Raw genomic sequence first — 25969 nt, 5'->3', positions numbered from 1 at the left:
GCGGCCCCGGGGGCGGGGGGGGGCGCGCGGGGGGGGGGCGGCCGGCGGGCGCGCCCGCGGGCGCCGCCCCCCCCCCGCCCGCCGGGCCCGGGTGGGGTCCAGCGGCCGTAGCGTCCGGGGGCGCCGCCGCGCCGCTGCCAGCCGTGCCGGCGCAGCAGGGCGCCGAGGACGGCGGGGTCGACCCGGTCGGGCTCGGGGGGACGCTCCCAGCCGGTGACGCCATGGTCGTCGGGATGCGGCCGTACCTGCCTCAGGTGTTCCTCGACCGAGCGGTCCCTCATGGCCTGCCTCCCGTCCCGACGCGCGTCATGATCTCGCACAGCGCCCGGTCGTCGAAGATGCGCGCGGTGGGTATCCGCACGGTGGTCCGGGTCCGGCCGGTGATCGCGTGACCGGCGAGGTTGACCCAGTAGCAGCAGTGCCGCAGGTCGAGCCGGTCGTGGCTGGCGCGCAGCCAGTCGTCCTGGGAACGCGGGACGAGCATCACGACCAGGATCTTGTGCACCGAGACCGGGGTGCGGGCGAGCTTGCGCAGGTGGTCGTTGTCGAGCGTGAAGGAGAAGGAGCGTCCCGGCGGGTTCGGCGGGATCTGGTAGGTGCACTTGAGCTGCACCTTGATGGTGACCTCGTCGTCGACCGTGTGTCCGGGCGAGCCGTGGCTGACGTGCCAGTCGATGCCGTTGTCCGGAAAGGGCTGGGACAGCGAGCAGCCGGCCGCCGCGGCGACGGCGTGCAGATAGCCCACCTGCAAGGTTTCCATGCAGGCGGTGGTGGCGAGCGATCCGCGATGGGGTGCCGTCCGTTCGGGCAGCAGCCCGCCCCGCTCGGGCTGCGCTATCACCATGACCAATTCGCCTTCCACGCCAAGTGTTTCCCCGTATCGGGCCGCTGAACTGCAAAGACCCGTACTCCTGTTGTGTCCTTCCGGCGTACGGCGCAAACAGCACGGGTATCACCAAACAGGCAGAAGACGGTACGTCAGCTGCCGTGGGTGAACGAGGAGTTGTGTACGTATGACGTGCTGGTACGAGGGCCCGTTGGCCGCGTTCGACACGGAGACCACGGGCGTGGATGTCGAGACCGACCGCATAGTGTCGGCCGCCGTCGTCGTCCAGGACGCCCCCGGCACCCGTCCCCGGGTCTCCCGGTGGCTGGTGAACCCGGGGGTGCCGGTGCCCGCCGGGGCGACGGCGATCCATGGACTGACGGATGAGCATCTTCAGCGCAACGGCCGCTGGCCCGCGCCTGTGATGCACGAGATAGCCGACGAGCTGGCCGAACAGGCGGCCATGGGACGCCCGTTGGTGGTCATGAACGCACCGTTCGACCTGACCCTGCTGGACCGCGAGCTGCGCCGGCACCGCGCGTCCTCGCTGGACAACTGGTTCGAGTCGGCGGCGCTGCGGGTGCTGGACCCCCGGGTCCTCGACAAGCACCTGGACCGCTACCGCAAGGGCCGCCGCACCCTCACCGACCTGTGCGCGCACTACGGCGTCACGCTGGACGGCGCGCACGACGCGGGCGCGGACGCGCTGGCCTCCCTGGAGGTCGTACGGGCGTTGGGCCGCCGCTTCGCGACCCGGCTGGAGCGCCTGACCCCCGCCGAACTGCACACGTTGCAGTCGACGTGGCACGCGGCGCAGGCCCGGGGACTTCAGGCGTGGTTCACGCGCAGCGGCACACCGGAGGTGGTGAGCACGGACTGGCCACTCCGGCCGGGCCTGGCCGAAGCGGCCTGACGGTGTGGGGGCGCGCCCCCACACCTCACCAGGAGCCACCGCCGGTCCCAGCCGCGCCACTTGTCCAACTTCCAGGAGAGGCCATCCCAGCCCGCGTTGACGGATGCAGCGGCGCGCCCGAGACACGAAAAAACCGGCCCGCCGACGCGGACCGGTTTTCCCCGGTGGGCGATACTGGGTTCGAACCAGTGACCTCTTCGGTGTGAACGAAGCGCTCTCCCACTGAGCTAATCGCCCGGGAACGGACTGAACAATACAGGCCCCCGCCGGTTTCCTTCAAACCGCTTCCAGGTGGGCGAGCAGCCCGCGCCGTCCGGCCCGCATCATCAGCGCGTGGTTGAGCCGGAACACCGGCCGCCCTGGTACGGCGAACCACCTGAGCAGCGGCCGGTTCAGGTCGACCTCCTGGTCGTAGCGGGCGAGCGTGCCGGAGCCGTCGGCCGTGAGCGTCCAGCGCGCCCAGCCCTCCAGGTCGCCGGTCATCTCGATCTCCAGCACCCCGGCGGCCGGGTCGCGCCGCACTTCGCGCGCGGTGAAGGTCAGCGCGTACGGCAGGCTCGCCCGTATGCGGATGACACCGGTGGTGTCGTCGAGCTGGTCGACCTCACGCACCTGCGGCCACCAGCGCGGATACTCCTCGGCCCGCTCCAGGACCGGGTAGACGACGGCGGGCGGCGGGGGCAGCACCCATCGGGCGCGGAAGCGGTAATGGGTCCAGTCCATGGCGGGAGTCTGCCCGCTGGGCGGCCCGTCTCCCGCCGACCGGCGGTGTTTGAGTACCCGTACTCATGCCGTACGGCGTGACCGGCGCCACACTCCGAGTTATGACGCACATTCCGCCACCGGCCGTGGAGTTGCAGCTCCTCGATGCCGAGCTGCGCCAACTGGATGCCCGCCGTGCGCAGTTGCTGCACCGCAGGGCCTGGCTGCTGACCGTGCTTCAGCCCACCTGGTCCGCGCCCGTGCCGCCGCCGCTGCCGGCCGCGCCGCCCCGCCGCGAGGCCACCGCACCCGGCGTGCAGAACCTGCTGCTCGTGCTGGGCGGCATTCTGCTCGCCCTCGCCGCGACGGCGTTCACGCTGGTCAGCTGGGGGAGCATGGGGATCACGGGCCGGGCGCTGGTGCTCGGCGCGGTGACCCTGGCGGCGCTCGGCGCACCCGTGGCGCTGCTGCGGCGGGGCCTGCGTTCCACGGCCGAGTCGATCGCGGGCATCGGTCTCGTCCTGACGGCGCTGGACACCTACGCGCTGCACGAGGTCGCCTTCCCGGACGGGGACGGCGTCTCGTTCGCGGCCGCCGCGTCGGCGGTTCTCGCGGTGGTGTGGACGGCGTACGACCTCGGGACGGCGGCACTCCCCCGCCCGGCCGCCACCCGCACCGACCCGACCACCCCGACCACCGCACCCGCCTCACCGACCCTTCTCCTCCCCCTCCCTGCCGCGCTCGCGGTCGCCCAACTCCCCTTGCTCCTCTGGGCGATCGCGGCCGGCGGGGGCCCTCGTACGATCACGGCGGCGGTGCTGCTGACCGCCGTGATCGACATGGTTGTCGCGCTCCGGGTCACTCCGAAGGCCGTTCGTTTCGTCGCCGCCTGCGGTGCGTTCGGCATGGGTGGCTGGGGCGTGCTGGCGACCGGCCTCATCTCTCTGGATGCGGCCGGTCCGGGCGCCGCCGCCCGTGCGGCGGCGCTCTTCACTCTCGCGGCGGCGGGCGCGTTCGGCGCCGCGTGGCTCGCTTCGGGCCGTGGTCTCCGGACGAGTACGGCAGCGGCGGGCGGCCTGTTCGTGGTCGCCGCGCTCGGCGGACTGCTGCGCGCCTCGCTGCCCGCCGACTGGACGGTTCCCGGCTATCTGGCGTGCGGAATCGCTCTGTTGACACTGGTTCGGGGGCGACTCCCCGAGCCCGTACGCGCAGGCCTCGGCTGGGCCTCCGGCGTTGTGCAGGCGAGCGCGGTGCTGTGGACGCTGCCCGCCGTCGGCGTCACGCTGCTCGGCCCGGCCGCCTGGCTGTCCCGTGCGTGGTCCGGCGCACCCGGCAACGCCCGTGAAGCGGCGGCGACGGACACCTTCTGGCCGGCACATGCGACCGCAACTCCCTTGACCCTGCTAGCGGTTGCCGCCGTGCTGGCCCTCACGGTCCGCACCGCCGAGTGGCGCCCCCAGGCACTGACCGCCGCCCTCACCCTGACCTGGGCGACGGCACTCACCCTCCCGACCGCGCTACAACTGCCGTACGAAATCGGCCTGTTGGTGTACGGGGGCACGGTCATGGCCCTGCTCGCCCTCAGGCACCGCATGGCCACCACGCTCGCCCTCGTCACCTCCCTCACCCTCGCCTGCCTCGCCCTGGCCGCCGAGCCCGCCACCCTCGCCGTCCTCTCGTCGCTGACCGCCGTGTTCGCGGCAGCCGCCTGGCGCGGGCGCCTTGCACCGGCGTCAGCCGCCGCCTCCCTCGGCTACGCAACGGCCCTCGCCTGCGCGGTGGGCGCCTCCCTCGACTGGCAGCCCCAGCACATCGCACTGCTGGTGCTGCTCGTACCGGCGACCGCCGCACTGCTCGCGGCACGCGTCACCGATCCGGGCACCACGAAGGCGGTCGAGATCACGGGGGTCGCGGCGGCACTGATCGCGATCGATCTCGCGACGGCCGAACTGCCCGTGCTGGCAGTGGTATTGGCCCTGTGCGGGGTGATCGCGGCAGGCACGGCGGTGCGCCCCGACCGCAGGAGCCTCGGCTACGCGGCCGCCGCCCTCTTCGTCCTCGCCACCTGGGTGCGGCTGGCCGCGTGGGACGTCTCCAACCCCGAGGCGTACACGTTGCCGGTGACCGTCCCCGCGCTGTTCGTCGGCGCGCTGCGCAGGCGCCGCGACCCGAGCGCCACGTCCTGGACGGCCTACGGCCCCGGGCTCACCGTCACGCTCGCACCGAGCCTCCTCGCGGCCTGGACGGACCCGCACTGGACCCGCCCACTGCTGCTGGGCACGGCCGCGCTGGCCGTCACCCTGCTCGGAGCCCGGCACCGCCTGCAGGCCCCCCTCGTCCTCGGCGGCACCACCCTCATCCTGGACGCGCTGCATGAACTGGCCCCGTACATCGCCCAAGCCATCGGTGCCCTCCCCCGCTGGGCACCTCCCGCCCTCGCCGGACTCCTGCTGCTCGCACTCGGCGCGACCTACGAGCAGCGGATCCGGGACGCCCGGCGGGTACGGGAGGTCCTGGGGAGGATGAACTAGCCCTGCGCTATGGCATCTTGTCGCCGAGCAGCGCCAGGTTCTCGATGGCGGCGAGGCCGTACAGCGCGGTGTCGTTCGAGGACACCCACGCGGCCTCGCTGCCCGGGACGAGGGTGACCGGGCCGTTCAGCGCCTCCGTCTTCCACGGCGAGGTCTCCATATAGCCGTCGGAGCTGTAGAACTTCGTCCAGGCCCGCTTGGCGAGCGTCGCGTCGTCGAGCTGTACGGCGGCGTAGGCGTCGAGGCGTGAGTGGCCCTGGAAGAGCAGCAGGGTGCCGAAGTTGGAGCCGTAGCGTGCCGCCTGTTCCGTCTTGGAGGCGTTGAAGTAGCGGCAGTAATCCATGTACACCTCCTTGAACTTGGGCATGTCGACGAGGTAGATCAGCTCCGCGCAGAGTTCGTTGAGGCCGAAGACCGCCGAGAGGTGCGAGACGGAGACCACGGGCGCGGAGGCGACGGCGAACTTGCCGGTGTCGAGGTCGTAGAGCCCACTCCCCTGCACAAATCCGTTGGGCTGGGCGGCGATTGTCTCCATCGTGGACAGGACGCGCGCCTTGGCCTTCTCCCACTTGGGGCCCTTGCGCTCCCACTCGGTCAGCCACGCCGACACCAAACCGCTCCAGTCCGTGCCGAATCCGATCGACAGGGCGTGCCGGTCGGGCGTGTACGGCGCGGTGCGGATCTTGCGGATCGGGTCGAGGACGAGGAACGTCTCGTCGGAGTCGACGTTGGCCGCCATGAGGTCGCCGACGCGTTCGTCCGCGGTGAGGAAGTAGTAGTAGCGCCGGTAGGTGGTGTTGGCGATGCGCTGCTGCTTGGCGCTGTCGGCGTAGTGCTGGACGCCGTGCCGGGTGCCCAGGCCGGCCCACTGACCGAGGTGGTAGACGTCGACCTCGCCGGTGTGCCGGGTGAGCGCCTCCGCGAAGCGGAAGATGTCCGAGCGGCCCGAGCGGATGTACGCGAACCACAGCCAGATGTCCGGCGACAGCTCCGAGTTGTCCCAGGCGTAGCCGCCGACGTCGTACCGCCACTGGTGGCGCACGGTGTCGTACGAGTGCATGAAGTCGCCGTAGTCCCAGAAGCCGTACCAACGGCGTTGCGCCACCTGGTCCTTGTAGTAGGTGAAGAGGAAGTCGAGGTGGTCCTCGATCTTCGCCTTGGCGGCCGTGGAGCGGTCGGGCTCGGAGTAGAGGCCGGGGCCGAACACCTTGGACTTGATCAACTGCGCGGGCGGGGCGGCCAGTTGGGGCAACACCCTTACCGCTTCGACCTGTTGGGCGAGGGTCTCGGGGGTCGGCGTCGACTCGTTGGCCCAGAAGAGGAGTTCGGAGGTGCGGGCGATGCCGTACGGGGTGCCGAACTCGGGCTCGTAGTCCTCGTAGGTGATTTCGAGGCCCTGGAGCTGTTCGGCGTACGTGTCCTGGCCCATCCCGTCGTGGTAGAAGCGCAGGTCCATCGGCTGGGCCTCGGGCGACCAGAGCCAGAGGGTGACCTCGGCCTCGTCGGTGTGGGCGTCGCGGATGTCGAGCTGCGCGGGGAACTTCTCCCAGAAGTCCCGCAGCCCGAAGGAGAATCCGCCGCTCGCCCCGCCGACGTACCCGAACCCGGAGGCGTGTCCGCCACCGCCGGCGGGGATCCAGCCGTAGCCCTTGGTGGTTCGTTTGCGCAGGGTGAAGCCGTCGGCGGAGAGCTGGGAGAGGGTGTAGTCGCCCCACTTGGGGATGTACTGGAGGCGGGTCGTGACCCGCTGGTCCCAGGTGGACGGGTCGGCGAGCTTCTGGCCCGCGTACTGGGCCGCCTGGACGCTCGCGCCCGGGTCGCGGCGCAGCCCGGTGATGCCCTGAACCGCCTCGCGCAGCAGGCCAGTTCCCTCGCCACCGATGCGGATGTGGCGGTCATAGGCCGCGTCCCGCATCGGCACGGTGAAGCGGACGCCGAGCCCGCGGATGAAGTCGCCGCTGGCCTTGCCGGGCTCCACCGTGCCGTCGAAGGTGATCGTGTGCACCATGCGGAAGGAGTCGGCGCCCGCGTAGAAGTAGAGGCGGATCGAGAACGGCAGCCAACTCCGGCCGCCCTTGCGGTGCTTGCCGTCGATGCGGACCACCGCCCTCACCGGGCCGCTCTGTTCGACGGTGACCTCGCCGATCACGCCGTCGAAGCGCTCGGTCTTCACCGCGCCCTGGTCCTCGTCCTCGATCTCGGGCTGGCGGATAAGGACGAGCCGGCCGTTCTTCGCGATCTCGGTGCCGCCCCGGGTGACCGATTTGACGATGGTGGAGCCGCTCTTGCCGATCTTCGTGGTGATGACCCCGGTCGACACGTCGATGGTGCCGCCGCTCTTGTCGACCGTGACCTTCTTTTCGGGGGCGGCCGTGTCCCCGGCAGTGAGGGTGAGCTTGCCGGAGCCCGAACTCACCGCGTGCGCGGTCCACTTGAGGGATCCGTCGGGCCAGTAGGCGAGCGGCCAGGACTGCACGGGAACGGCCGTGCCCCCGGCATCCGTCAGCGCGAACGCCTGGTCCTCCTGGTAGGTGCCCATCGGCCACGGCACACCGACCGTCGAACCGGGCGCGGCGCCGAGACCGCCGTCCTCCAGCCAGTCGAGGGTCACCGGACCGTCGTCGGCCGCCGCGGCTCTGGGCGCGGCCTGGGCGTCCTTCGCCCCCAGCGCCCAGCTGAACTGCGCGGCGGCTCCGGCGGCAGCGGCGGCCTTGAGGAGGGACCTGCGGGGAATGGGAGACATGGCCTTTCCTTTCCGTGCGGGAAGCTTTCTTCCGGTCCGTCTGGTCAGGGGCATGACAGAGAAAGATGCGGCAGCGGTCGGTCCGCTGCCGTAGAACCGCCCGTCAGCGGTGCCGGTACCGCTCCTCCACCGCGACGGCCGCCGCGGCGACGGCCCCCAGCACGGGGATCGCCAGCGGTGCGATGAGCAGGGCGGAGCAGCCGACGAGGACCAGTCCGCCGACGAGCAGGAAGGAACCGGCCGGGTCGAGGACCGTACGGCGGCCGGCCTCGGCGAGCAGGGCACGCCAGGTGTCCCCCGGTGCCCAGACCGCCGCCGCGCGCATCCCGGCGACGACGATCCCGAGCAGCGCGAAGACACCGACGGCACCGACGAGCGGCCCACCGGGCAGCCCGGCGCGCACGGCCTGGACGTCCACCCACACGGCGGCCCCCGCACCCCACCCCGCGAGCCCGACGACCCACCCGCCGCGCACCGCCGCCCGGAAGTCCGCGCCGAACTCCCGCCAGCCGCCGCCCACATGACCGGTACGGCGCCTCAAGTGCCTCGCCCCGGCGGCGAACGCGGCTGGATAGGTGACAACTCCCGCCGACGCGACGGCGATCCACACCCCGGTGAGCAGACATTCGGCGAACACCCCGAACCGCTCGGCGAAGACCGATTCCTTGCGTGCCTTCACACGCGCTTCGGCCACCGTCTCAGCCCTTCAGTCCGGAGGTCGCCATACCGTCGATCAGGTACCGCTGGAAGGCGAGGAAGAACAGCAGCACCGGCAGCAGCGCGACCAGCGACATCGCGATCATTCCACCGTAGTTGGCCGCCACTCCGTCCGAGTCGCGGAACATCATCAGGCCCAACGAGACGGTGTACTTGCCCGGTTCGTTGAGGTAGATCAGCGGGCCCATGAAGTCGTTCCAGGCGTTGATGAAGGTGAAGATCGCGCTGGTGATGAGGGCCGGCCGGCACAGCGGCAGCACGATCGACCAGTAGATCCGCAGATGCCCGCAGCCGTCGAGGCGGGCGGCCTCGTCCAGTTCCTTCGGCAGGTTCCGCATGAACTGCACCATCAGGAAGACGAAGAAGGCCTCGGTCGCCAGGTATTTGCCGATGAGCAACGGGACGTAGGTGTTGACCAGTTGGAGCTTCTGGAACATCACGTACTGCGGGATCAGCAGCACGTGGTACGGCAGCAGGAGCGTGCCGATCATCAGGGAGAAGAGCAGGTTGCGGCCCGCGAACCTGATGCGGGCGAACGCGTACGCCGTCAGGGAGCAGGAGACCAGGATGCCGACGACCGAACCGAGAGCGTAGAAAAGGGAGTTCTCGAAGAACGTCCAGATCTTGATGTCGGCTATGCCGTCGGCGAGGCCCTTGAAGTTGGACAGGATCGGGTGACCCGGGAACAGCTGGAGGCTGTTGATGATGTCCTTGCTCGGCTTGAACGAGGCGCCGATGACCCAGAGCACCGGGTAGAGGATCACCGCGAGGATCAGCAGCGCGCCGAGGTGCCAGACCAGGGAACCGGAGTGCTTGCGGCCGAGGGCCGGGGGCTTCGTGGTGGTGGCGCTCATCGGGCGTCCTCCTCGTAGTGCACCCACTTCTTCTGCGACCAGAAGAGGACGGCCGTCACCAGTGCCACGGCGAGCAGCAGCATCCAGGCCATCGCGGCGGCGAAGCCCATCTGGGCGTCCTTGAAGCCCTTTTGGTAGAGGTAACAGGTGTAGACGAGCGTGGCGTCGGCGGGACCGCAGTACGTGTTGGAGACGACGTAGGCCGAGCCGAAGATCTGGAACGAGTGGATGGTCTCCAGCAGCACATTGAAGAACAGCACCGGGGAGATCATCGGCAGCGTGATGCTCCAGAAGCGCCGGAAGGGACCGGCGCCGTCCATCTCGGCGGCCTCGTACAGCTCCCGCGGCACCTGTTTGAGCCCGGCCAGGAAGATCACCATGGGCGCCCCGAACTGCCAGACGGTGAGCGCCACCAGACAGTAGAGGACCCAGTCGGCGTTGCCGACCCAGCCGCCGACGTGGAAGCCGAGGAAGGACTGCGTACGGTCCACCACGGCGCCGTCGGAGAAGAGCGACCGCCAGACGAAGCCGATCGAGACGCTCGCGCCGATCAGTGAGGGGGCGTAGAACGCGGCCCGGTAGAAGGCCTGGCCGCGGCGGCTCTGGGCCAGCAGCAGGGCGACGCCGAGCGCGAGCAGCAGTTTCAGCGGGGTGCCGATGACGACGTACTTCGCCGTGACCTCGACCGACTTGCGCCACCGAGGGTCGTCGAACATCGCGGTGAAGTTGTCGAGGCCGACCCACTTGGGGCTGTTGAAGAGGTTGTAGTCGGTGAACGCGAAGTAGAGCGAGGCGGCCATGGGGCCCGCGGTCAGCAGCAGGAAGCCCGCGATCCAGGGGGACATGAAGAGATAGCCGGCGAGGTTCTCCCGGCGGCCCCGCCGCCCCTTGGTGACGGGGGCGGCGGGGCGTGCCTTGCGGGTGGTGGGCACGGAGTCCTTGACGAGCGTCACGGCGGTTCCCATCAGGCTTGGAAGGCTGCCTCGGACTCGGTGAAGAACTGCTTCACCGCGTCCGTGACCTTGGTCTTGCCCTGGCCGAGGTCACCGCCGATGCGCAGGAAGGCGGCCTCGACGGTGTCGGCGCCGGAGGGGTGCGGGGTGATCGTGCCGAGGACGCCGGACTTGGCGGTGGTGTCCTCGTACTGCGCGATCTCCTTGCTCACCGTGTCGGTGGGCTTGAACGCCGCGTACTGCTCGGTGCTCGCCAGGATGCCGCGGTCGTAACCCATGATCGTGCCGACCGCAGGGTCGTGGACCATGAAGTCGATGAACTGCGCGGCCTCCTTGGGGTGCGAGGTGTGGGCGGAGGCGCTCAGCATCAGGGAGGCGAGGTACTGGCCGGTGTGCTTGCCGTCCATGGTGGGGATCGGGGCGAGGCCGTAGGTGCTGCTGCCCTCCGCCGAGTAGCGGACGGTGAAGTTGTCCCAGGTGAACTCCGAGGCGCCGTGTCCGGCGGAGAGCGAGGACTTGGGCGCGTCCTGGGCGACGATCTTCGGGTCGGTGACGATTCCGGCCTTCACCCGGCCGTATCCGTCCGTCCACCACTCCGTCAGATCGGACTTGTCGAAACCGAGTCCGTCCTTGGTGAAGAACGCCTTGCCGTTCTGGCGGAGGTAGAGGTCGTACAGATACATGATGGCGAAGTAGCCCGTGTCGCCCGGGACTTCGGTCTTGTCGTGGATCGTCTTGAGGGCCTTGAAGTAGTCGTCCCAGGTCCAGCCCGTGGCCGGGTCGACGCCCGCCCTCTCGAACACCTTTTTGTCGATGACCAGCGCCATGGTGTTGGAGCCGACCGGAACACCGAGCTGTTTTCCGTCGACCTCGCCGACCTTGGTGACACCCGCACGGAAGTGACCCAGGCTCAGATTGCCTGCTTTTACCTGAGAGTTGAGGTCGAGCAGAATGCCTCTCTTGTCGTACTTCCGAAGAAATCCGACGGCGTTCTGGAATACGTCCGGCGGATTTCCGCCCGCGGCCTGCGTCTGGAACTTCTCCCAGAACGACTGATACGTCTGAAAGTCCGTCTTCACCTTGATCTTCGGATACTTCTTCTCGAAGAGCGCGATGGACTGATTGATCTTTTTCGCCCGCTCCTCGGCACCCCACCACGAGTAACGGATCGTCACCGTCCCATCGGCGGACGTGCCGCCGTTACCGCCGCAAGCCGTCGCGGCCAGCCCCAGCGTGACCGCCGAGACTCCGGCGGCCTTCAAGACCGTACGCCTCTCCACATTCGTGCCGGTTCCCATGACGGGCCCTCCCCGTAGCGTCGTTGCCACCTGCATGAATCGTTTCAAGTAAGCGCTTGCTGGCACAAGTTACGGAGGCCCTCGGGGTGCGTCAATGATTCGGACAGGAATTTCTTGTAGACCGGCTGAGCGCTACGGCGGCACCGCCGGGCGCGCAGCGGGAGCGGCAGGGCGGAGACCGCAGGTGAGGCGCCCGCGGCCGACCGGGCGAACAGGAAGCGGCCTGCCGCAGCAGCCGCCGAAAAAGGCCTGGGCGACGAGGAGTTGACTTGTCGTCACCGACCCTCGAACGACGACGGCCCGCCTGCGTGATCACCCCCCGCCCGCCGGGCGGGGGGGGGGGGGCGGGGGGGGAGACCACGACCCAGGCGGGGGGGAGGAAGACCACACCCCCCAACCGCACACCCCCACCCCCCCCCGCCCCGCGGCGCCCACCCCGCGCGGCCCGGCGGTCCGGGTGGGCGATACTGGGTTCGAACCAGTGACCTCTTCGGTGTGAACGAAGCGCTCTCCCACTGAGCTAATCGCCCGGACGCACGGAGAACATTACCCCATGTCAGCGGGTGCCTCCGACCAGCGCGGGAAGGCACCCGAGCGCCGCCACCGGGTCACTGGTCCTTGATCTTCCAGGGCATCACGACACCGAACTTCCAGACATAGACGCCCACAAGCGCGACCACGATCACCAGGCCGACCGAGGTCAGGACGATGTTGCGGCGGCGCACGGCGGGGTCGAGCGCGCGCTGTGCCGCCTCGGTGACCTTGCGTTTCGTCCAGCGGAGCACCAGCTGGGCCCAGACGAACTCGGTCGCCCAGATCGCCATACCGCCGAAGATCACCACCCAGCCGGGTCCTGGGAGCGGCAGCATGACGATGCCGGCGGCCACGACCGCGAGGCCGATGACGAAGACACCGACCTGCCAGCTCAGATGCAGCGCACGGCGCGCCTTGATGAACTCCGGTGCCTTGGAACCGAGCCCCTGCTCGTCCCGCACCCCGTCCGCACCTGTCCCGTCCGGCGTCTCGTCAGCCATGCCTTCGGACGCCACGACAACCTCACCCGGCCCGTCACTCCCCGTATTCATACGGACAAACCCTACCCGAGGGAAACCAGTCACCGGAATGGCCGCACCGAGCGATCGAGCTCTCGGCCGGAAGAGTTACGTAAAGGCACGCAAAACACTCAGAGGGGTTTACAACGGCACCGTAGGTGGCATGTCGATTTCGCCGACGTGCGAATCCCCGAGCGCACACTGAGCGAAAGGCCCTGGCGCTTATGAACACCACGGTCAGCTGCGAGCTGCACCTGCGCCTCGTTGTGTCGAGCGAGTCATCCCTGCCTGTCCCCGCAGGCCTGAGGTACGACACGGCCGACCCCTACGCCGTGCACGCCACCTTCCACACCGGAGCCGAGGAGACCGTCGAGTGGGTGTTCGCCCGTGACCTTCTCGCGGAGGGCCTCCACCGGCCCACCGGTACCGGCGACGTCCGTGTCTGGCCATCCCGTAGTCACGGCCAGGGCGTCGTCTGCATCGCACTGAGCTCTCCCGAGGGCGAAGCCCTGCTGGAGGCTCCCGCACGGGCCCTGGAGTCCTTCCTGAAGCGGACGGACGCCGCCGTGCCACCCGGCACGGAGCACCGGCACTTCGACCTGGATCAGGAGCTGTCGCACATCCTGGCGGAGAGCTAGCGCAAGGCCCCGACCCGAACCACCCGCGCCGTCCGAACTCGGGGAGACGGCTCGGGCGTGGACAACCGCATAGGGCAGGCACCGGCGCCGTCGCCGCGATTCGTCGCGGGGGCGGCGCCGGTGCGTGCGGTGCCTGTTCCCGGCGACTCTCCGTAGCGTGGGGAACCGTGAGGGACACGAAGGCGTTGACAGAGGCAGGGGCCGCCCTCCGGGAAGCCACTACCATCGGCCAGCATCGGCGGGCGCCCGCCCGACCCCCAGGCCAGGGAGCTAAACGTGCTGATCACCCACGACACCCGGTGTGCCCTCGACACCGTGGTGGATCTGGTGAACACCGCACCGGAGGACGTCGCGGCGCCGGACGGACTGTCGGACGTCGCGATGCTCGCGGATTTCGTACGAAACCACGAGATCAGCGATGTCGGCGTGCTGTCCGAGTTCGACCTCTCCGCCGTGCGCAAGATCCGCGGCCGGTTCACCGCGGTCTTCTCCGCGCCGGACCCCCGGACCGCCGCCGGGCTGATCAACGACCTGGTCGCCGCCGCGGGCACCACCCCCCGCCTCACGGACCACGACGGCTACGACTGGCACGTGCACTATTTCGCGCCCGGCGCCTCGGTCGCCGACCATCTCGCCGCCGACTGCGGGATGGCGCTCGCGTTCTTCGTGGTGGCCGGCGAGCAGGAGCGGCTGCGCCGCTGCGAGGCCCCCGACTGCCGGCGCGCCTTCGTCGACCTCTCCCGGAACCGCTCGCGCAGATACTGCGACAGCCGGACCTGCGGAAACCGGCTGCATGTCGCCGCGTACCGGGCGCGCCGCAAGGAGGCGGCGGGCTGAGGCCCGCGAGCGGACGTCGGCGGCTCCGGCACACCCGGCCGTGGGAGCGACCGGTTCGATGAGGTCGTGGCCCCCGGCGGGTGACGTCGGGGACCACGAGTACGGCTCACAGCATCAGCAGGTCGTGCAGCGAGGCCATGAGCAGCAGACACCCGATCACCGCAAGGAAGATCATCAGCGGTGGCTGGGAAAGGGCGAAAAGGCAGCCGCGCGGCTCGTCCTTCGGCGGCGCGGCGTCGCTCTGTGTCGTGTCCAGCATCTCGCCGCGATGATGACGCAGCGAGGACCCCTCACGCGATCAACACGCCCGATAGGAGAGGGAGTTCGCTGAATTCCGTGATGTCCGTTTCGAGTCGCGTCGTGTCCTGAACACTTACCGGCGGACCCGGCTCGCTCTGTGTCGTTTCAGTCGCTGTGCGGCCGTCATATGCCGTGCTTCTTGAGGATGGCCTCGATGTCGCTGAAGTCGTCCCCGCTCTTGGCGCGGGGCGCGGCAGCAGCCGGCCGGGTCGCCGGGCGTGCGGCAGGGCCGAGGGAGGGCGCGGAGGCCGTCGGCGCCACCGCGTCCGACTGTGCCGAGGCCCGGGCCGCCCTGCGCTCCTTGCGGGTGCCGCCACGGCGGCGCTCCACTGCTCGGGTGCCCGTGAAGAGCAGCCAGGCACCGCCGAGTACGACGAAGCCCGCCCAGGCCATGGGGCTGAACGCGGTGTCGGCGGCCCAGCCGACCACACCGGTCATCACCAGGCCGACGGGCACCAGCGAATAGGCGGCGATCCGGGCGGCGGAGAGAAAACGCTTGCGGTACGCGGTGACCGCCGCGATGCCCAGGCCTGCCGCGGAGGCGGCGGAACAGACGGTCTCGGCAATCATCCGGTCCTCCAGGCAGTTCCGTCGGGCACTCTCGGTCGGACGAGGTCGGCCGGCCCTCTCGGACACGTCGGCCCGGCAGGTCGCACTTCGTCCCTTCCATCCTGCACCGTCCGGTCCCCGGGATGCCATGCCCCGGTAGGACATCAGGGACATCTCCGGGTCGCATCCTCCCCAGGTGCCGGTCGGCGTCGTACGCCTGCGGCCCGTGGTCCCGGTTGGGGCGGCACGGCCGGGGCTGGGAGACTGGTCGCATGAGTGACCTCTCCTCCGCGCGCACCCCCGTCCTCGACGTCTGGTGCGAGCTCCAGTGCCCGGACTGCCGCACCGCGCTGGAGGATCTGCGCGCCCTACGGGCCCGCTACGGCGACCGGCTGGAACTGCGGCTGCGGCACTTCCCCGTGGAGAAGCACAAGCACTCCTTCGCCGCCGCGCAGGCCGCCGAGGAGGCCGCGGAGCAGGGGCGGGGCTGGGACTACGTCGAGGCCGTGCTCGGCCGGGTCGAGGAGCTGGACCGCCGGGGCGAACCCTTCCTGGTCGAGGTGGCCGGCGAACTCGGCCTGGACGCCGAGGAGTTCGACACCGCCCTGATCGACGGCAGGCACATCCTGATCGTCGACGCCGACCAGGCCGAGGGCAAGGCCATCGGCGTGACCGGCACCCCGACGTATGTCATCGGCGGAGAACGCCTCGACGGCGGCAAGAGCCAGGACGGACTGCGCGCCCGCGTCGAGGAGATCGCCGACCGGCTGCTCGCCGGGGGCGAGTGAACAAACGGCGAGGTCTCAGAGCAGGCTCTTGTACAGGTGGTGGACGACCGTCTCGTAGCCGAGTGACTCGTAGAGCCGCTCGGCCGGGGTGTTGCCCTGGAAGACGTTCAGACGAATGGCCGGCAGACCGGCCTCGATGCCCTGCGCCTCGGCCAGGAGCATCAGGGTGCGGCCGTGGCCCTTGCCCCGGTGACGGGCGTCGGACTCGACCTTGTAGACGAAGGTCTTGCCGTCACGGGAGGCGGTCCAGAGCGTGCCCACCGCGACCCCTTCGTGTTCCAGGACGCTGAAGGTCATGTCCTGGGTGGCGAGCCCGTCGGGCAGCAGTTCGGCGTCGGTCTGCAGTGCCCTGGTCCGGGCCTCGGCCTCGGGCACCCCGCGCTCGGTCCAGCTCTTCGCGAAGTCCTCCGTCCCGCGGTCCTTCCACGGGCCGAACTCCTCCTCGGTCATGGGCCGCCCCCGGCTCCCCTCGGGCAGTTCGGGCGCGGTGTCGCCGAGCGGCTTCTCCATGTGGCGGTTGCGGACGACGTACCCGAGAGCGGTCGCCACCTTGAGCGCCGCCTCCGCCTCCGCGGGGACGGAGACCTCGATCCGGTCGCAGCCCCAGCCCCGGACCACCTCCTCGGCGGCGAGCGCGGCCACCGTGCCCCGGCCGCGCCGCCGGTCCGGTTCCTCGATGCTCAGGTCGAGGATCTGGGCCACCGAGTCGCCGAAGAACGGACTCGTGCCGAGGCGTATCGAGCCGACAGGACGGCTGTTCACACACACCTGGTAACGACGTGAACGCGTCCCGTCGGCTTCCTGCTGAAGCGGCTCGTTCGGCCGCAGGGTCGTGGTCATCACCTGTGTTCTACCCGACCTGGAGCCCCAGGTCAGCCCACTCAGAGATGGCTTTCACGGATCGAGGTCGTCGCCCGACCGCTCGTCGAAGACGCGCATCGCCTTGGCGGTCACCGGCCCCGCCACGCCCGGGAGTTGACGGTCGTCGAGCAGATGGACGGCCTGTACGTCGCGCAGTGAGGAGGTCAGGAAGACCTCGTCGGCGCGCTCCAGGACGTCCAGCGGCAGGTCGGTCTCCTTGGCGCCGGTCCATTCGACGGTCAGGGCGCGGGTGATGCCGGCGAGGCAGCCGGAGGTGACCGGCGGGGTGTGGATCTCGCCGTCCAGGACGACGAAGACGTTCGACCCGGTGCCCTCGCAGAGCTGTCCGACCGTGTTGGCGAACAGGGCCTCGGAGGCGCCGTGTTGGTGGGCGCGAGCGAGGGCGACGACGTTCTCGGCGTAGGACGTGGTCTTGAGGCCGGCGAGGGCACCACGCTCGTTGCGGGTCCAGGGGACGGTGACCACGGCTGTGGAGTCGGGGCGACGGCCGACCTCGCCGAGTGCGATGACAAGGGTCGGCCCGTGCTCGCCACGGTCCGATCCGAGGGGACCGTGGCCGCCCGTGTAGGTGATGCGCAGCCTGCCGAACGGCATCGGGTTGGCGGCGAGGACGGCCGCGCAGCCCCGGCGGACCTCGTCCAGGTCGGGGTCGGGGAGGCCGAGGCCGCGTGCGGAGCGGGTCAGCCGGTCGAGATGGCGGGTCAGCGCGAAGGTCTTCCCGTCCGTCGCCTTCACCGTCTCGAAAATGCCGTCGCCCACGGTCAGTCCGTGGTCGAAGACGGAGACACGGGCGGACTCGATGTCCTGCAGCCCGCCGTCGAGCCAGATCTTCATGAAAGAGCCCCTCCGCTCACGTCGTACGCGCCCGACGCTACCGCGAGCAGTCGCGCCGCCTTCAGCTCGGTCTCCCGCCACTCCCCCTCGGGGTCGGAGCCCCAGGTGATCCCGGCGCCGGTGCCGAAGCGGAGCACGCCCTCGGCGCGGTCGATCCAGAAGGTGCGGATGCCGACGGCCAGTTCACCGGTGCCCCGGTCGGCGTCGACCCACCCGATGCCCCCGCAGTAAGGGCCCCGGGGCGCGGTCTCCAGGGCGCCGATGATGCGCAGGGCACTGGACTTGGGGGCGCCGGTGACACTCCCGGGCGGAAAGGCGGCCGCCAGCAGCTCCGGCCAGCCCGCGTCCGCGGGCAGCTCGCCCCGGACCGTCGACACGAGATGGACCAGGCCGGGGTGCTTCTCGACGACACACAGGTCCGGCACGGTCACGGTCCCCGTGGCGCAGACGCGCCCGAGGTCGTTGCGGACCAGGTCCACGATCATCACGTTCTCGGCGTAGTCCTTCTGCAGCAGGTCCGCCTCCGTCCGCCCGGTGCCCTTGATCGGACCGGACTCGACGACCCGCCCGGTCCGGCGCAGGAAGAGTTCGGGTGACGCGGTGGCTATCTCGACACCGTGACCGGGCAGCCGGATCGTTCCTGCGTACGGCGCCGGGTTGCCGCGTGCGAGCAGGGCGGTGAGGGCGTCCACGTCGGCGTCGGGGCCGATCGGCGCGGACAGGACACGGCACAGGTTGGCCTGGTAGACCTCGCCGGCCGCGATGTGCTCCCGGATGCGGCGGACGCCGGCGGTGTAGGCGGCGCGGTCGAGGGAGCTGGTCCAGGCGTCGGTCGCGGGGCCGTGCCAGGCGCCGGGGACGGGTGCCGGGACCGCTTCGGGTCGTACGTCGCTGAAGCGCGCGCAGGTCAGACGGCCCTCGAAGTCGGCCGCGACCGCCCAGAAGCCGGTGGAGTCCAGGGCCGCGGGATCGCTGGTGACATCGAGGAGGCCGGTGGCGACACGGCCGCCGAAACGGGCGAGAGGGGCGAGGTGGAACACGCCGTCGAGTCTATGGCGGGTGTCTCACAGGTTGCCCGGCCATGTCACCGCGGCTGCCGTGACCATGTGTTCCCGTAGTCGCAGGCCAGCACGCTGCACAAACGCGTTTTTGTGCTGGCCCCGGAATCCGCTAGAGTTCAACTCGTCGCCGCGACGCGCAAGCCGAGCGGAAACGACAAGCGGACGTAGCTCAGTTGGTAGAGCGCAACCTTGCCAAGGTTGAGGTCGCCAGTTCGAACCTGGTCGTCCGCTCGCAGGAAGTGGGGGATCTTCTCGAACCCCTACGCTCCTGGTGGAGTGGCCGAGAGGCGAGGCAACGGCCTGCAAAGCCGTCTACACGGGTTCAAATCCCGTCTCCACCTCCAAGGACGATTAGCTCAGCGGGAGAGCGCTTCCCTGACACGGAAGAGGTCACTGGTTCAATCCCAGTATCGTCCACTGGTCCGCAAGGACTTGGTCCGCAAGGATCCCCGCGCGATTAGCTCAGCGGGAGAGCGCTTCCCTGACACGGAAGAGGTCACTGGTTCAATCCCAGTATCGCGCACGCACCGCCCATGATCCCCGGATCGTGGTCCCGAGGACGATTAGCTCAGCGGGAGAGCGCTTCCCTGACACGGAAGAGGTCACTGGTTCAATCCCAGTATCGTCCACACTCCGGAACCCCCGGCCGTCTCGTACGGCCGGGGGTTCTTCCGTGTGCCGGTCAGCTGGAGAACAGCATGTGGCCGAAGCTCTTGTGGCGGTGGTGGCCGCCGTGACCGCCGTAGTGGCCACCGCCGTGACCGCCGCCGTGCGGGGCGCCCCAGGCGGGCGCGGGCGGGGCGGGGTAGGCCTGCGGGCCCGGGGGCGGCGGGGCGGGCTGCTGCCACTGCGACTCCACGCGGGTCAGCGCCTCCAGCTCTCCGTAGTCGAGGAAGATCCCCCGGCAGTTGCTGCACTGTTCGATCTGGACACCGTTGCGGTTGTACGTGTGCATCGGCGCATGGCACTTCGGACACTGCATGCTCGGCTCAACTCCTCGGCCGTTGGTACGTCTTCGTGTTTCCCCAGGACAGACTCCGTCCGACCCCGGTCGGTTGCACCCTACTTCGCGAATCCGGGCGTCAACTCGGGCGGGACGGAACCCATTCGGTCACAGGCGTCCACGACCGCTCCCTCCACCTCGTCCAGCGAACGGTCCGCCGCGACCGCCTTGACGATCGCCAGGGCCGCGGTCTGCACGGTGAGCGCGCGGGCCGGGACGTCCAGGGCGGGCCAGGGGTCGCCGTCGGCGGGAACCGCCGGGCCGCCGGCCGTCCGGTACGCGGCCAGGAAGCGGGTCCACTCGTCGGGCGGGAGCAGGCCGCAGGCGTACCAGGCGGCCGGCCGTGCCAGGTCCCATCCGGGGACTCCTACGCCCAGGTCGTCGACGTCGATCAGCAGCCAGGGGCCGTCGGGGGCCGGATGGCGGACGAGCTGGCCGAGGTGGAGGTCGCCGTGGCAGAGGGTGGTGGTGTCGGGCTGGGGTGCCTCCGCGCGGGCCCACGCCGGGAGCAGGGTCCAGGCGTGCAGGACGGGGGCGGCGGCGAGGTGGCCGGCGGCGGTCTCGCGGAGCCGGGTGATCGCCCTGACCGCCTTGAGGGGGCCGCGCATCGGTGGGAGGGCCGTCGGGGCGGAGGTGCGGTGGAGGCGGGCGAGGAGGGTGGCCGCGGCTTCCCAGGGGGCCGCGTCCGGGTCGTCCGGGTCCACGGGGGTGCCGTAGGGCCAGAAGGTCACCTGGCGGTCGTGCAGCGTGACGGGGGTGGGGTCCAGTGGGGGCAGGAGGATGCCGGGGAGGTGTGTGGCGGCGGTGAGGCGGGCGGTGAGGTCGGTGGGGTTTGTGTGGGGGGCGTGGGCCTTGGCGACCGTGGTTGCGTGGCGGACGACTGTGCCGTCGGGGCGGTCCGTAAGGGTGCGGGTTGCTCCGCAGGGGCAGGCGGGGGTTTGGGTGTGCGCTGCGGTTATGGCTCGGGCTGTCAGGTCGGGCAGCAGTTGGCGGGTGGTCACCGGGTCCCCCCTGAGTCGTACGGCTTGCTAGGGGAGCGTACGGCTGGGTAAGTGGTTTGCTGCGAGCCGGGGCTGGTCGCGCCCACGCGGCGGAGCCGCATATCGATACAGCCCCGCGCCCCTATGGGGCGCTCCAGCTCCCCCCTTGGAACAATCGCCGGGCAAAGCAAAGCCGGCGCAGCTCCCCAGCTGCGCCGGCTTTTTTTGCCGTCCGCCGCACCCCCGTCCCCACGGGGTTTCATGGGTTGATGTCCCCGCCCGGACCGCTCTTCCGGGCCTGGGGTCGCCGCTCAGCGCCCCAGCATCACTCCCACGGACGACGCCTGTGTGGCCACGGTCTCCCAGCCGTCGAAGACGACGAGGAGCAGGACCGCCAGGGGAAGTGCCATCAAGGTCGCCACCAGCGGGTGGCGACGGCCCGTGCGGCGGGTGCGGAACGCCGCGTTGTACGCCTTGCGTCCCTCTTCGCGGATCAATGCCCGCGGTGCCGTGTGGGCCATGGTCCCTCTCCTGACCGTGCTCCGTTGACCGAACTCAGTTGTCGTTGGCAGCGGCGGGTGTCTGACCTCGGGGGACGAGTGCTGCACCCGCCGCTTGACCTCAAATCTAGGTGCACGGCGGGTGCGGGTCGTCATGCCCTCGTACCGATTGACGGGCCTCCCGGAGGATGAGCAATGACCTGCGAACTACTCCCCTGGGTGGAGACGGGGACCTAGGTCTCGGGGTCTTCCCGGAGGGGGCGTCCGGAGTGCCCCGCTTTCTCTGAGCTGTCCTTCTCCGAGCTGTCCTCGCGCGGGACCGGCTGCTCGACCAGGGCCAGGACCCGGGTCGCCATGAAGCGGGCGGTACGGACGACGGAACCGCTGCGGGTGACTTCGCTCACTTCCACGACACCTCGCCGTACCGCCGTCTCCACCCTGCGGCCCGCCCTGCTCGCCACCACCTCGTATGTACGTGTGGTGTCGCCGGCGTCCACCACTATCTCGACGCGATCACCCTTCACGCGCTCAATCCCCCTTCTGTGATGGTTGGTTGGGGTCGGAGGCGATATGAAGTCCTGCTGTTCGCACGGCCTCTGACCACCCTTCAAAGTTTCCCACCCGGCACTGACAATCCGTCGGTCCGAGAGGGCGCGGCCTTTGCGCGCGGGCGGCTGTGGAAACGTAAGCTGTCGCTCGTCACACGGACCGGGCAGCGGGGATGAACATGGCGATGATGCGCCTGAGGCGCGAGGACCCGCGCGTCGTCGGCTCGTTCAGGCTTCACAGACGGCTCGGCGCGGGCGGAATGGGCGTCGTCTATCTGGGTTCCGACCGCAAGGGCCAGCGGGTCGCGCTGAAGGTCATCCGGCCGGATCTGGCCGAGGACCAGGAGTTCCGTTCGCGGTTCGCGCGCGAGGTGTCGGCCGCGCGGCGGATCCGCGGTGGGTGTACGGCTCGGCTGGTCGCGGCGGATCTGGAAGCCGACCGGCCGTGGTTCGCCACGCAGTACGTGCCCGGGCCCTCCCTGCACGACAAGGTCGCCGACGAGGGTGCGCTCGGCGCCGCCGAGGTCGCCGCGATCGGGGCCGCACTGTCGGAGGGGCTGGTCGCGGTGCACGAGGCCGGTGTCGTACACCGGGATCTCAAGCCGTCCAACATTCTGCTTTCCCCCAAGGGTCCGCGGATCATCGACTTCGGGATCGCCTGGGCGACCGGGGCGTCGACGCTCACGCACGTCGGTACGGCGGTCGGTTCGCCCGGCTTCCTCGCGCCCGAGCAGGTGCGGGGGGCGGCGGTCACGCCGGCCACGGATGTGTTCTCGCTCGGGGCCACGCTCGCGTATGCCTCTACCTCCGACTCGCCCTTCGGGCACGGTAGTTCGGAGGTGATGCTGTACCGCGTGGTGCACGAGGAGGCGCAGCTGCACGGGGTGCCGGACGCGCTTGCTCCGCTGGTCCGCGCCTGTCTGGCGAAGGACCCCGAGGAGCGGCCCAGCACCCTCCAACTGTCCTTGCGGCTCAAGGAGATCGCCGCCCGCGAGGCCCAGGGTCTGTCGGATGTACGGCCGCCCGCGCCGCGTGGCAGCGAAGCCGATCGGCCCACCGGGCGGCTCACCGAGAGCTATCCCGAGCAGCAGCGGACGCAGGGTGGGCGGCGTCCGCAGGGCTCGCAGGGCACTCCGGCGCCGCGCGGTGCGGCTCCGCCGTCGCGGGGTGGTGGCAGTCCCTCCCGTGCGGGCGGCGGCGTTCCTTCCCGGCCGAGTCAGGCGCGGCCGACTCCGGCTGGGCGCAACACCACCCGCTCCTCCGGCAACGGCAGTGGCAGCCGTCCCGCTCCGCGCAGTGGTACCGGGCGGCCGGGGCCGCGGACCACGGGTGCGGGGCGGCGGCCCGCCAACCCGCGTCTGCTGCGGCAGCGGTTGTTCGTGTTCGTCGTGGTGACGCTGCTGGTCGCGCTCGGGATCGCGGTGGCTCAGGGGTGCTCGGGGCCGGCGCATGGGCTTGGGCGTACGGGGGACGGTGTGCAGCGTGTCGTGGGGGCGGATGGGCGGTTCGGGGCGGTGGGCGGTTTCGGCGGGTAGGGAGCGGGGGCGGTGTCGTGGAGTTTTTTCGCCCCCGCCGCCCCTACCCGTCCCGTCCCCAGGGGCTGCCGCCCCTTCGACCCCGCCTGGTGGCTGCGCCCCCAGACCCCCGTCGGCCCTGAAGGGGCCTCGTCCTCAAACGCCGGACGGGCTGGATTGTGGTGGCCCGCGTTGAGAAGCGCCCGGACGGGCTGGATTGGGGCTGGATGATGCCGGCCTGGGCCGAAAAGGTGTGCGGCCTCAGCCGCGCCTACAACCCCGGCAGCACCCGCTCGAAGAACTCCCGGTCCGCGTCGAAGAGTGGGGTCATCGTCAGGAATTCCGCCGGGGTGACCCAGCGGACCTCGGAGACCTCGCCCGGGTCGGGGACGATCGTGCCGTTGCCTGTTTCGGTGGCGGTCCACCAGTGGAGCCGGAAGACGCCGTCGTCGGTGTCGGACTGCCAGACCTTGGCGAGGGGGGAGACCGTGAGGCCGACCTCCTCGTGGACCTCTCTGACCAGGGCTTCTTCCTGGGTTTCGCCCGGTTCGAGTTTGCCGCTGAGCGGGGCCCAGTAGCCGGAGCGGGCGGAGTCGGGGCCGCGGCGGATGACCAGGACGCGGTCCGCGCGCCGGAGGACTGCGACGATCGCCTCGCGCTGCGCCAAGCCGTGCTCCCTAGAGTTCGGGGCGGCCGGTGGCCACCGCGTAGAAGGCTACGGCAGCGGCGGCACCCACGTTGAGGGAGTCGACGCCGTGGGCCATGGGGATGCGGACCCATTCGTCGGCCGCCACCAGGGCCTGGGTCGAGAGGCCGTCGCCCTCGGCTCCCAGCATCAGGGCCACCCTGTCCATGCGGTGCGGGGCCGCCTCGTCGAGGCTCTTCGCCTTCTCGTCGGGAGTGAGGGCGAGGAGCGTGAAGCCCGCCTCGCGGACCGACTCCAGGCCCTTGGGCCAGCTGTCGAGGCGGGCGTAGGGGACGGAGAACACCGCGCCCATCGAGACCTTCACGCTGCGGCGGTAGAGAGGGTCCGCGCAGTCGGGGGACAGCAGGACCGCGTCCATGCCCAGTGCCGCCGCCGAGCGGAAGATCGCGCCGATGTTGGTGTGGTCGTTCACCGACTCCATCACCACCACCCTGCGGGTGGTCTGGAGGAGTTCGTGGGCGGTGGGGAGAGGTTTGCGTTGCATGGAGGCGAGCGCGCCCCTGTGTACGTGGTAGCCCGTGACGCGTTCTGCCAGTTCCGGGCTCACCGCGTAGACGGGGGCCGGGAGTTCGTCGATGACGTCCCGCATGACGTCGACCCACTTCGCGGACAGCAGCATCGAGCGCATCTCGTAGCCCGCGTCCTTGGCCCGTCTGATGACCTTCTCGCCCTCGGCGATGAACAGGCCCTCGGCCGGTTCGCGCTTGCGGCGCAGCTCTACGTCGGTCAGGCCCGTGTAATCACGCAGGCGCGGGTCGTCGGGATCCTCAACGGTGATGAGATCGGCCACAGGGTGATACTGCCTTGTCCTGGGTGTCGTGCCAACGGCTGGGAACGGGTTGTGTTACCCGGGGTTACGCAAGCGCCTCGGGGCCTACGGTGACGACCGCGCCGATGACGATCACCGCGGGCGGTTTGACGTCCTCGGTGCGCGCGGTCTCGCCGACCGTCGCGAGGGTCGCGTCCACCCGGCGCTGGGCGGCGGTCGTGCCCTCCTGGATCAGGGCGACCGGGGTGTCGGACGGTTTTCCGTGCGCGATAAGGGTCTCGGCGATCTTCCCGATCTTGTCCACGCCCATCAGGACCACCAGCGTGCCGGTGAGTTTCGCGAGGGACGGCCAGTCCACCAGGGAGCGCTCGTCGTCAGGGGCGACATGGCCGCTGACCACCGTGAACTCGTGTGCGACCCCGCGATGGGTGACCGGGATACCGGCCGCGCCCGGTACCGAGATCGAGCTGGAGATGCCCGGCACGACCGTGCACGGGATGCCGGCCTCCGCGAGCGCCTGGACCTCCTCCATGCCACGGCCGTAGACGAACGGGTCGCCGCCCTTCAGTCGTACGACCGACTTGCCCTGCTTGGCGTGTTCGATCAGCGCGTTGTTGATGGCCTCCTGGGCCATGTAACGGCCGTACGGGATCTTCGCCGCGTCGATCACCTCGACGTGCGGGGGGAGTTCGGCGAGGAGGTCGCGGGGGCCGAGGCGGTCGGCGATGACGACGTCGGCCTCGGCGAGGAGGCGGCGGCCGCGGACCGTGATCAGGTCCGGGTCGCCGGGGCCGCCGCCGACGAGGGCGACGCCGGGGGTTCGGGTGCGGTGGTGGGGGGCGACCAGCGTGCCGTCGCGCAGGCCCGCCACCACCGCGTCGCGGATCGCGGCGGTGTGGCGGGGGTCCCGGCCGCGCGCGTCCGTGGTGAGCACGGCGACGGTGACGCCCTCGCTGTGGCCGGTCGCCGGGGTCCAGGCGGTGGCCTGGTCGGCGTCGTCGGAGCGGACGCACCAGACGCGGTGCGCTTCCGCCTCGGCGGAGGCGGCGGTGTTGGCCTCGGGGTCGGTGGTGGCGATGAGCGCGTACCAGGCGTCCGCCAAGTCGCCGTCCGCGTACGGGCGTCGCTCCCAGGTGATCTCGCCCGCGTCCGCCATCGCCTCCACGGAGGGGGTCGCCTCGGGGGACACGAGGAGGATGTCCGCACCCGCCGCGATCAGCGCCGGCAGGCGGCGCTGGGCGACCTGGCCGCCGCCCAGGACGACGACCCTGCGGCCGGTGAGGCGGAGGCCTACGGGGTAGGCGGGGTTTTCGGCCATGAGGGTGCGGCTCCTCTTTTACGGCGGGTTGCCCGGCGTGCTTTTCGGCGTGCGGTGGCCCTGACGTGCAGATTTTACGGGCAGGGGGGGGGGGGGGGGGGGGCCCGGGCCCGGGCGGGGGCGCCCCACCCCCCCGGGGGGGGGGGGGAGAGG

At 70.5% G+C, this 25969-nt stretch carries 26 protein-coding genes, 7 tRNA genes and 1 pseudogene; 11 read left to right on the top strand and 23 right to left on the bottom strand.

What is annotated here, in order from left to right; genetic code table 11:
- Positions 1-70: 70 nt before the first annotated feature.
- Together ACFXC1_RS25440 and ACFXC1_RS25435 are read right to left on the bottom strand one after the other, a co-directional pair.
- Positions 71-281: pseudogene (locus tag ACFXC1_RS25440) on the bottom strand (hypothetical protein); the annotation flags it as partial.
- Complete coding sequence (locus ACFXC1_RS25435; protein ID WP_093624554.1) at positions 278-844, bottom strand: DUF4365 domain-containing protein; 567 nt, start codon at positions 842-844, stop codon at positions 278-280. The pseudogene ACFXC1_RS25440 and the gene ACFXC1_RS25435, both read right to left, overlap by 4 nt.
- Positions 845-1013: 169 nt before the next feature.
- Between ACFXC1_RS25435 and ACFXC1_RS25430 the strand changes: the two genes are divergently transcribed.
- On the top strand, positions 1014-1739 hold the full coding sequence (locus ACFXC1_RS25430) for a 3'-5' exonuclease (protein WP_381246077.1): 726 nt from the start codon (positions 1014-1016) through the stop codon (positions 1737-1739).
- Between the two features lie 165 nt (positions 1740-1904).
- Here the strand turns inward: ACFXC1_RS25430 and ACFXC1_RS25425 are convergent.
- Together ACFXC1_RS25425 and ACFXC1_RS25420 are read right to left on the bottom strand one after the other, a co-directional pair.
- Positions 1905-1976: transfer RNA gene (locus ACFXC1_RS25425), tRNA-Val, on the bottom strand.
- A gap of 39 nt (positions 1977-2015) precedes the next feature.
- Complete coding sequence (locus ACFXC1_RS25420; protein WP_381246075.1) at positions 2016-2462, bottom strand: SRPBCC family protein; 447 nt, start codon at positions 2460-2462, stop codon at positions 2016-2018.
- Between the two features lie 65 nt (positions 2463-2527).
- On the opposite strand from ACFXC1_RS25420, the gene ACFXC1_RS25415 reads away from it, so the two are divergent.
- Positions 2528-4972 carry an SCO7613 C-terminal domain-containing membrane protein gene (locus ACFXC1_RS25415; protein WP_381246073.1) on the top strand — a complete coding sequence of 815 codons (2445 nt, stop codon included), beginning with the start codon at positions 2528-2530 and terminating at the stop codon, positions 4970-4972.
- Between the two features lie 7 nt (positions 4973-4979).
- Here ACFXC1_RS25415 and ACFXC1_RS25410 read toward each other — a convergent pair whose 3' ends face one another.
- The 7 genes from ACFXC1_RS25410 to ACFXC1_RS25380 all read right to left on the bottom strand — a co-directional run bounded on the left by ACFXC1_RS25410 (position 4980) and on the right by ACFXC1_RS25380 (position 12622).
- On the bottom strand, positions 4980-7715 hold the full coding sequence (locus ACFXC1_RS25410; protein WP_381246071.1) for an exo-rhamnogalacturonan lyase family protein: 2736 nt from the start codon (positions 7713-7715) through the stop codon (positions 4980-4982).
- A 103-nt stretch (positions 7716-7818) separates the two neighbouring features.
- Positions 7819-8409: a hypothetical protein gene (locus ACFXC1_RS25405; protein WP_381246069.1), complete on the bottom strand. Its 591-nt coding sequence runs from the start codon at positions 8407-8409 to the stop codon at positions 7819-7821.
- 4 nt (positions 8410-8413) lie between these two features.
- A complete protein-coding gene (locus ACFXC1_RS25400) occupies positions 8414-9286 on the bottom strand; it encodes a carbohydrate ABC transporter permease (protein WP_381246067.1) in 873 nt (290 codons plus the stop codon).
- Positions 9283-10251 carry a carbohydrate ABC transporter permease gene (locus ACFXC1_RS25395; protein WP_381246065.1) on the bottom strand — a complete coding sequence of 323 codons (969 nt, stop codon included), beginning with the start codon at positions 10249-10251 and terminating at the stop codon, positions 9283-9285. The genes ACFXC1_RS25400 and ACFXC1_RS25395 overlap by 4 nt, the downstream gene beginning before the upstream one ends.
- Positions 10251-11537 carry an ABC transporter substrate-binding protein gene (locus ACFXC1_RS25390; protein ID WP_381246063.1) on the bottom strand — a complete coding sequence of 429 codons (1287 nt, stop codon included), beginning with the start codon at positions 11535-11537 and terminating at the stop codon, positions 10251-10253. The genes ACFXC1_RS25395 and ACFXC1_RS25390 overlap by 1 nt, the downstream gene beginning before the upstream one ends.
- 458 nt (positions 11538-11995) lie before the next feature.
- Positions 11996-12067 (bottom strand) — tRNA-Val (locus ACFXC1_RS25385).
- A gap of 78 nt (positions 12068-12145) precedes the next feature.
- Complete coding sequence (locus ACFXC1_RS25380; RefSeq protein WP_381246061.1) at positions 12146-12622, bottom strand: TIGR02611 family protein; 477 nt, start codon at positions 12620-12622, stop codon at positions 12146-12148.
- 191 nt (positions 12623-12813) lie between these two features.
- Here ACFXC1_RS25380 and ACFXC1_RS25375 point away from each other — a divergent pair, with 191 nt between their 5' ends.
- Together ACFXC1_RS25375 and ACFXC1_RS25370 are read left to right on the top strand one after the other, a co-directional pair.
- Positions 12814-13227 carry an SsgA family sporulation/cell division regulator gene (locus ACFXC1_RS25375; protein ID WP_004002642.1) on the top strand — a complete coding sequence of 138 codons (414 nt, stop codon included), beginning with the start codon at positions 12814-12816 and terminating at the stop codon, positions 13225-13227.
- Between the two features lie 276 nt (positions 13228-13503).
- Entirely contained in the window at positions 13504-14064 is a 561-nt protein-coding gene (locus ACFXC1_RS25370) for a CGNR zinc finger domain-containing protein (RefSeq protein ID WP_381246059.1), read from the top strand.
- A gap of 106 nt (positions 14065-14170) precedes the next feature.
- Here ACFXC1_RS25370 and ACFXC1_RS25365 read toward each other — a convergent pair whose 3' ends face one another.
- Both ACFXC1_RS25365 and ACFXC1_RS25360 read right to left on the bottom strand, forming a co-directional pair.
- Complete coding sequence (locus tag ACFXC1_RS25365; protein ID WP_019059824.1) at positions 14171-14323, bottom strand: hypothetical protein; 153 nt, start codon at positions 14321-14323, stop codon at positions 14171-14173.
- Positions 14324-14487: 164 nt separating this feature from the next.
- Positions 14488-14934, bottom strand: a complete 447-nt coding sequence (locus tag ACFXC1_RS25360) for a hypothetical protein (RefSeq protein WP_381246057.1) — start codon at positions 14932-14934, stop codon at positions 14488-14490.
- Positions 14935-15185: 251 nt separating this feature from the next.
- Between ACFXC1_RS25360 and ACFXC1_RS25355 the strand changes: the two genes are divergently transcribed.
- Positions 15186-15701 carry a DsbA family protein gene (locus ACFXC1_RS25355; protein ID WP_381246055.1) on the top strand — a complete coding sequence of 172 codons (516 nt, stop codon included), beginning with the start codon at positions 15186-15188 and terminating at the stop codon, positions 15699-15701.
- A gap of 15 nt (positions 15702-15716) precedes the next feature.
- Here the strand turns inward: ACFXC1_RS25355 and ACFXC1_RS25350 are convergent, their stop codons facing one another.
- From ACFXC1_RS25350 to ACFXC1_RS25340, 3 genes are read right to left on the bottom strand one after another with little or no spacing between them, the layout of a single operon-like run.
- Complete coding sequence (locus ACFXC1_RS25350; RefSeq protein WP_381246053.1) at positions 15717-16541, bottom strand: GNAT family N-acetyltransferase; 825 nt, start codon at positions 16539-16541, stop codon at positions 15717-15719.
- 54 nt (positions 16542-16595) lie between these two features.
- Positions 16596-17417 carry an aminotransferase class IV gene (locus ACFXC1_RS25345; protein WP_381246051.1) on the bottom strand — a complete coding sequence of 274 codons (822 nt, stop codon included), beginning with the start codon at positions 17415-17417 and terminating at the stop codon, positions 16596-16598.
- Positions 17414-18457, bottom strand: coding sequence for a chorismate-binding protein (locus ACFXC1_RS25340; RefSeq protein ID WP_381246049.1), 1044 nt, complete (start codon positions 18455-18457; stop codon positions 17414-17416). Before ACFXC1_RS25340 ends, ACFXC1_RS25345 begins: the two co-directional genes overlap by 4 nt.
- 179 nt (positions 18458-18636) lie before the next feature.
- On the opposite strand from ACFXC1_RS25340, the gene ACFXC1_RS25335 reads away from it, so the two are divergent.
- The 5 genes from ACFXC1_RS25335 to ACFXC1_RS25315 all read left to right on the top strand — a co-directional run bounded on the left by ACFXC1_RS25335 (position 18637) and on the right by ACFXC1_RS25315 (position 19107).
- Positions 18637-18709, top strand: a tRNA-Gly gene (locus ACFXC1_RS25335).
- A gap of 39 nt (positions 18710-18748) precedes the next feature.
- Positions 18749-18822, top strand: a tRNA-Cys gene (locus ACFXC1_RS25330).
- A gap of 1 nt (position 18823) precedes the next feature.
- Positions 18824-18895 (top strand) — tRNA-Val (locus ACFXC1_RS25325).
- 34 nt (positions 18896-18929) lie between these two features.
- Positions 18930-19001: transfer RNA gene (locus ACFXC1_RS25320), tRNA-Val, on the top strand.
- Between the two features lie 34 nt (positions 19002-19035).
- A tRNA-Val gene (locus ACFXC1_RS25315) sits at positions 19036-19107 on the top strand.
- Between the two features lie 53 nt (positions 19108-19160).
- Here the strand turns inward: ACFXC1_RS25315 and ACFXC1_RS25310 are convergent.
- The 4 genes from ACFXC1_RS25310 to ACFXC1_RS25295 all read right to left on the bottom strand — a co-directional run bounded on the left by ACFXC1_RS25310 (position 19161) and on the right by ACFXC1_RS25295 (position 21485).
- Positions 19161-19460, bottom strand: coding sequence for a TFIIB-type zinc ribbon-containing protein (locus ACFXC1_RS25310; protein WP_318015217.1), 300 nt, complete (start codon positions 19458-19460; stop codon positions 19161-19163).
- 80 nt (positions 19461-19540) lie between these two features.
- The gene (locus tag ACFXC1_RS25305) at positions 19541-20482 is read right to left on the bottom strand and encodes a phosphotransferase family protein (protein ID WP_381246046.1); all 942 of its coding nucleotides are present in this window, start codon (positions 20480-20482) and stop codon (positions 19541-19543) included.
- 290 nt (positions 20483-20772) lie between these two features.
- Positions 20773-20982, bottom strand: a complete 210-nt coding sequence (locus ACFXC1_RS25300) for a hypothetical protein (RefSeq protein ID WP_026178166.1) — start codon at positions 20980-20982, stop codon at positions 20773-20775.
- A 212-nt stretch (positions 20983-21194) separates the two neighbouring features.
- Positions 21195-21485, bottom strand: coding sequence for a hypothetical protein (locus ACFXC1_RS25295; protein ID WP_381246044.1), 291 nt, complete (start codon positions 21483-21485; stop codon positions 21195-21197).
- Positions 21486-21682: 197 nt separating this feature from the next.
- Between ACFXC1_RS25295 and ACFXC1_RS25290 the strand changes: the two genes are divergently transcribed.
- Positions 21683-23044: a protein kinase domain-containing protein gene (locus ACFXC1_RS25290; RefSeq protein WP_381246042.1), complete on the top strand. Its 1362-nt coding sequence runs from the start codon at positions 21683-21685 to the stop codon at positions 23042-23044.
- Positions 23045-23294: 250 nt separating this feature from the next.
- On the opposite strand, the gene ACFXC1_RS25285 is transcribed toward ACFXC1_RS25290, so the two are convergent.
- The 3 genes from ACFXC1_RS25285 to cobA form a co-directional block, all read right to left on the bottom strand.
- Positions 23295-23690, bottom strand: a complete 396-nt coding sequence (locus ACFXC1_RS25285; protein ID WP_381246040.1) for an NUDIX domain-containing protein — start codon at positions 23688-23690, stop codon at positions 23295-23297.
- Between the two features lie 10 nt (positions 23691-23700).
- On the bottom strand, positions 23701-24519 hold the full coding sequence (locus ACFXC1_RS25280; protein ID WP_093624585.1) for a TrmH family RNA methyltransferase: 819 nt from the start codon (positions 24517-24519) through the stop codon (positions 23701-23703).
- A 64-nt stretch (positions 24520-24583) separates the two neighbouring features.
- Positions 24584-25816 carry a uroporphyrinogen-III C-methyltransferase gene (gene cobA / locus ACFXC1_RS25275; protein WP_381246037.1) on the bottom strand — a complete coding sequence of 411 codons (1233 nt, stop codon included), beginning with the start codon at positions 25814-25816 and terminating at the stop codon, positions 24584-24586.
- Between the last annotated feature and the right edge of the window lie 153 nt (positions 25817-25969).

The sequence above is a fragment of the Streptomyces hokutonensis genome, assembly GCF_042751305.1.
Classification (GTDB): domain Bacteria; phylum Actinomycetota; class Actinomycetes; order Streptomycetales; family Streptomycetaceae; genus Streptomyces; species Streptomyces hokutonensis_A.
Note: the sequence above shows the minus strand (reverse complement) of the source record. Positions and strands in the feature narration are given on the sequence as shown.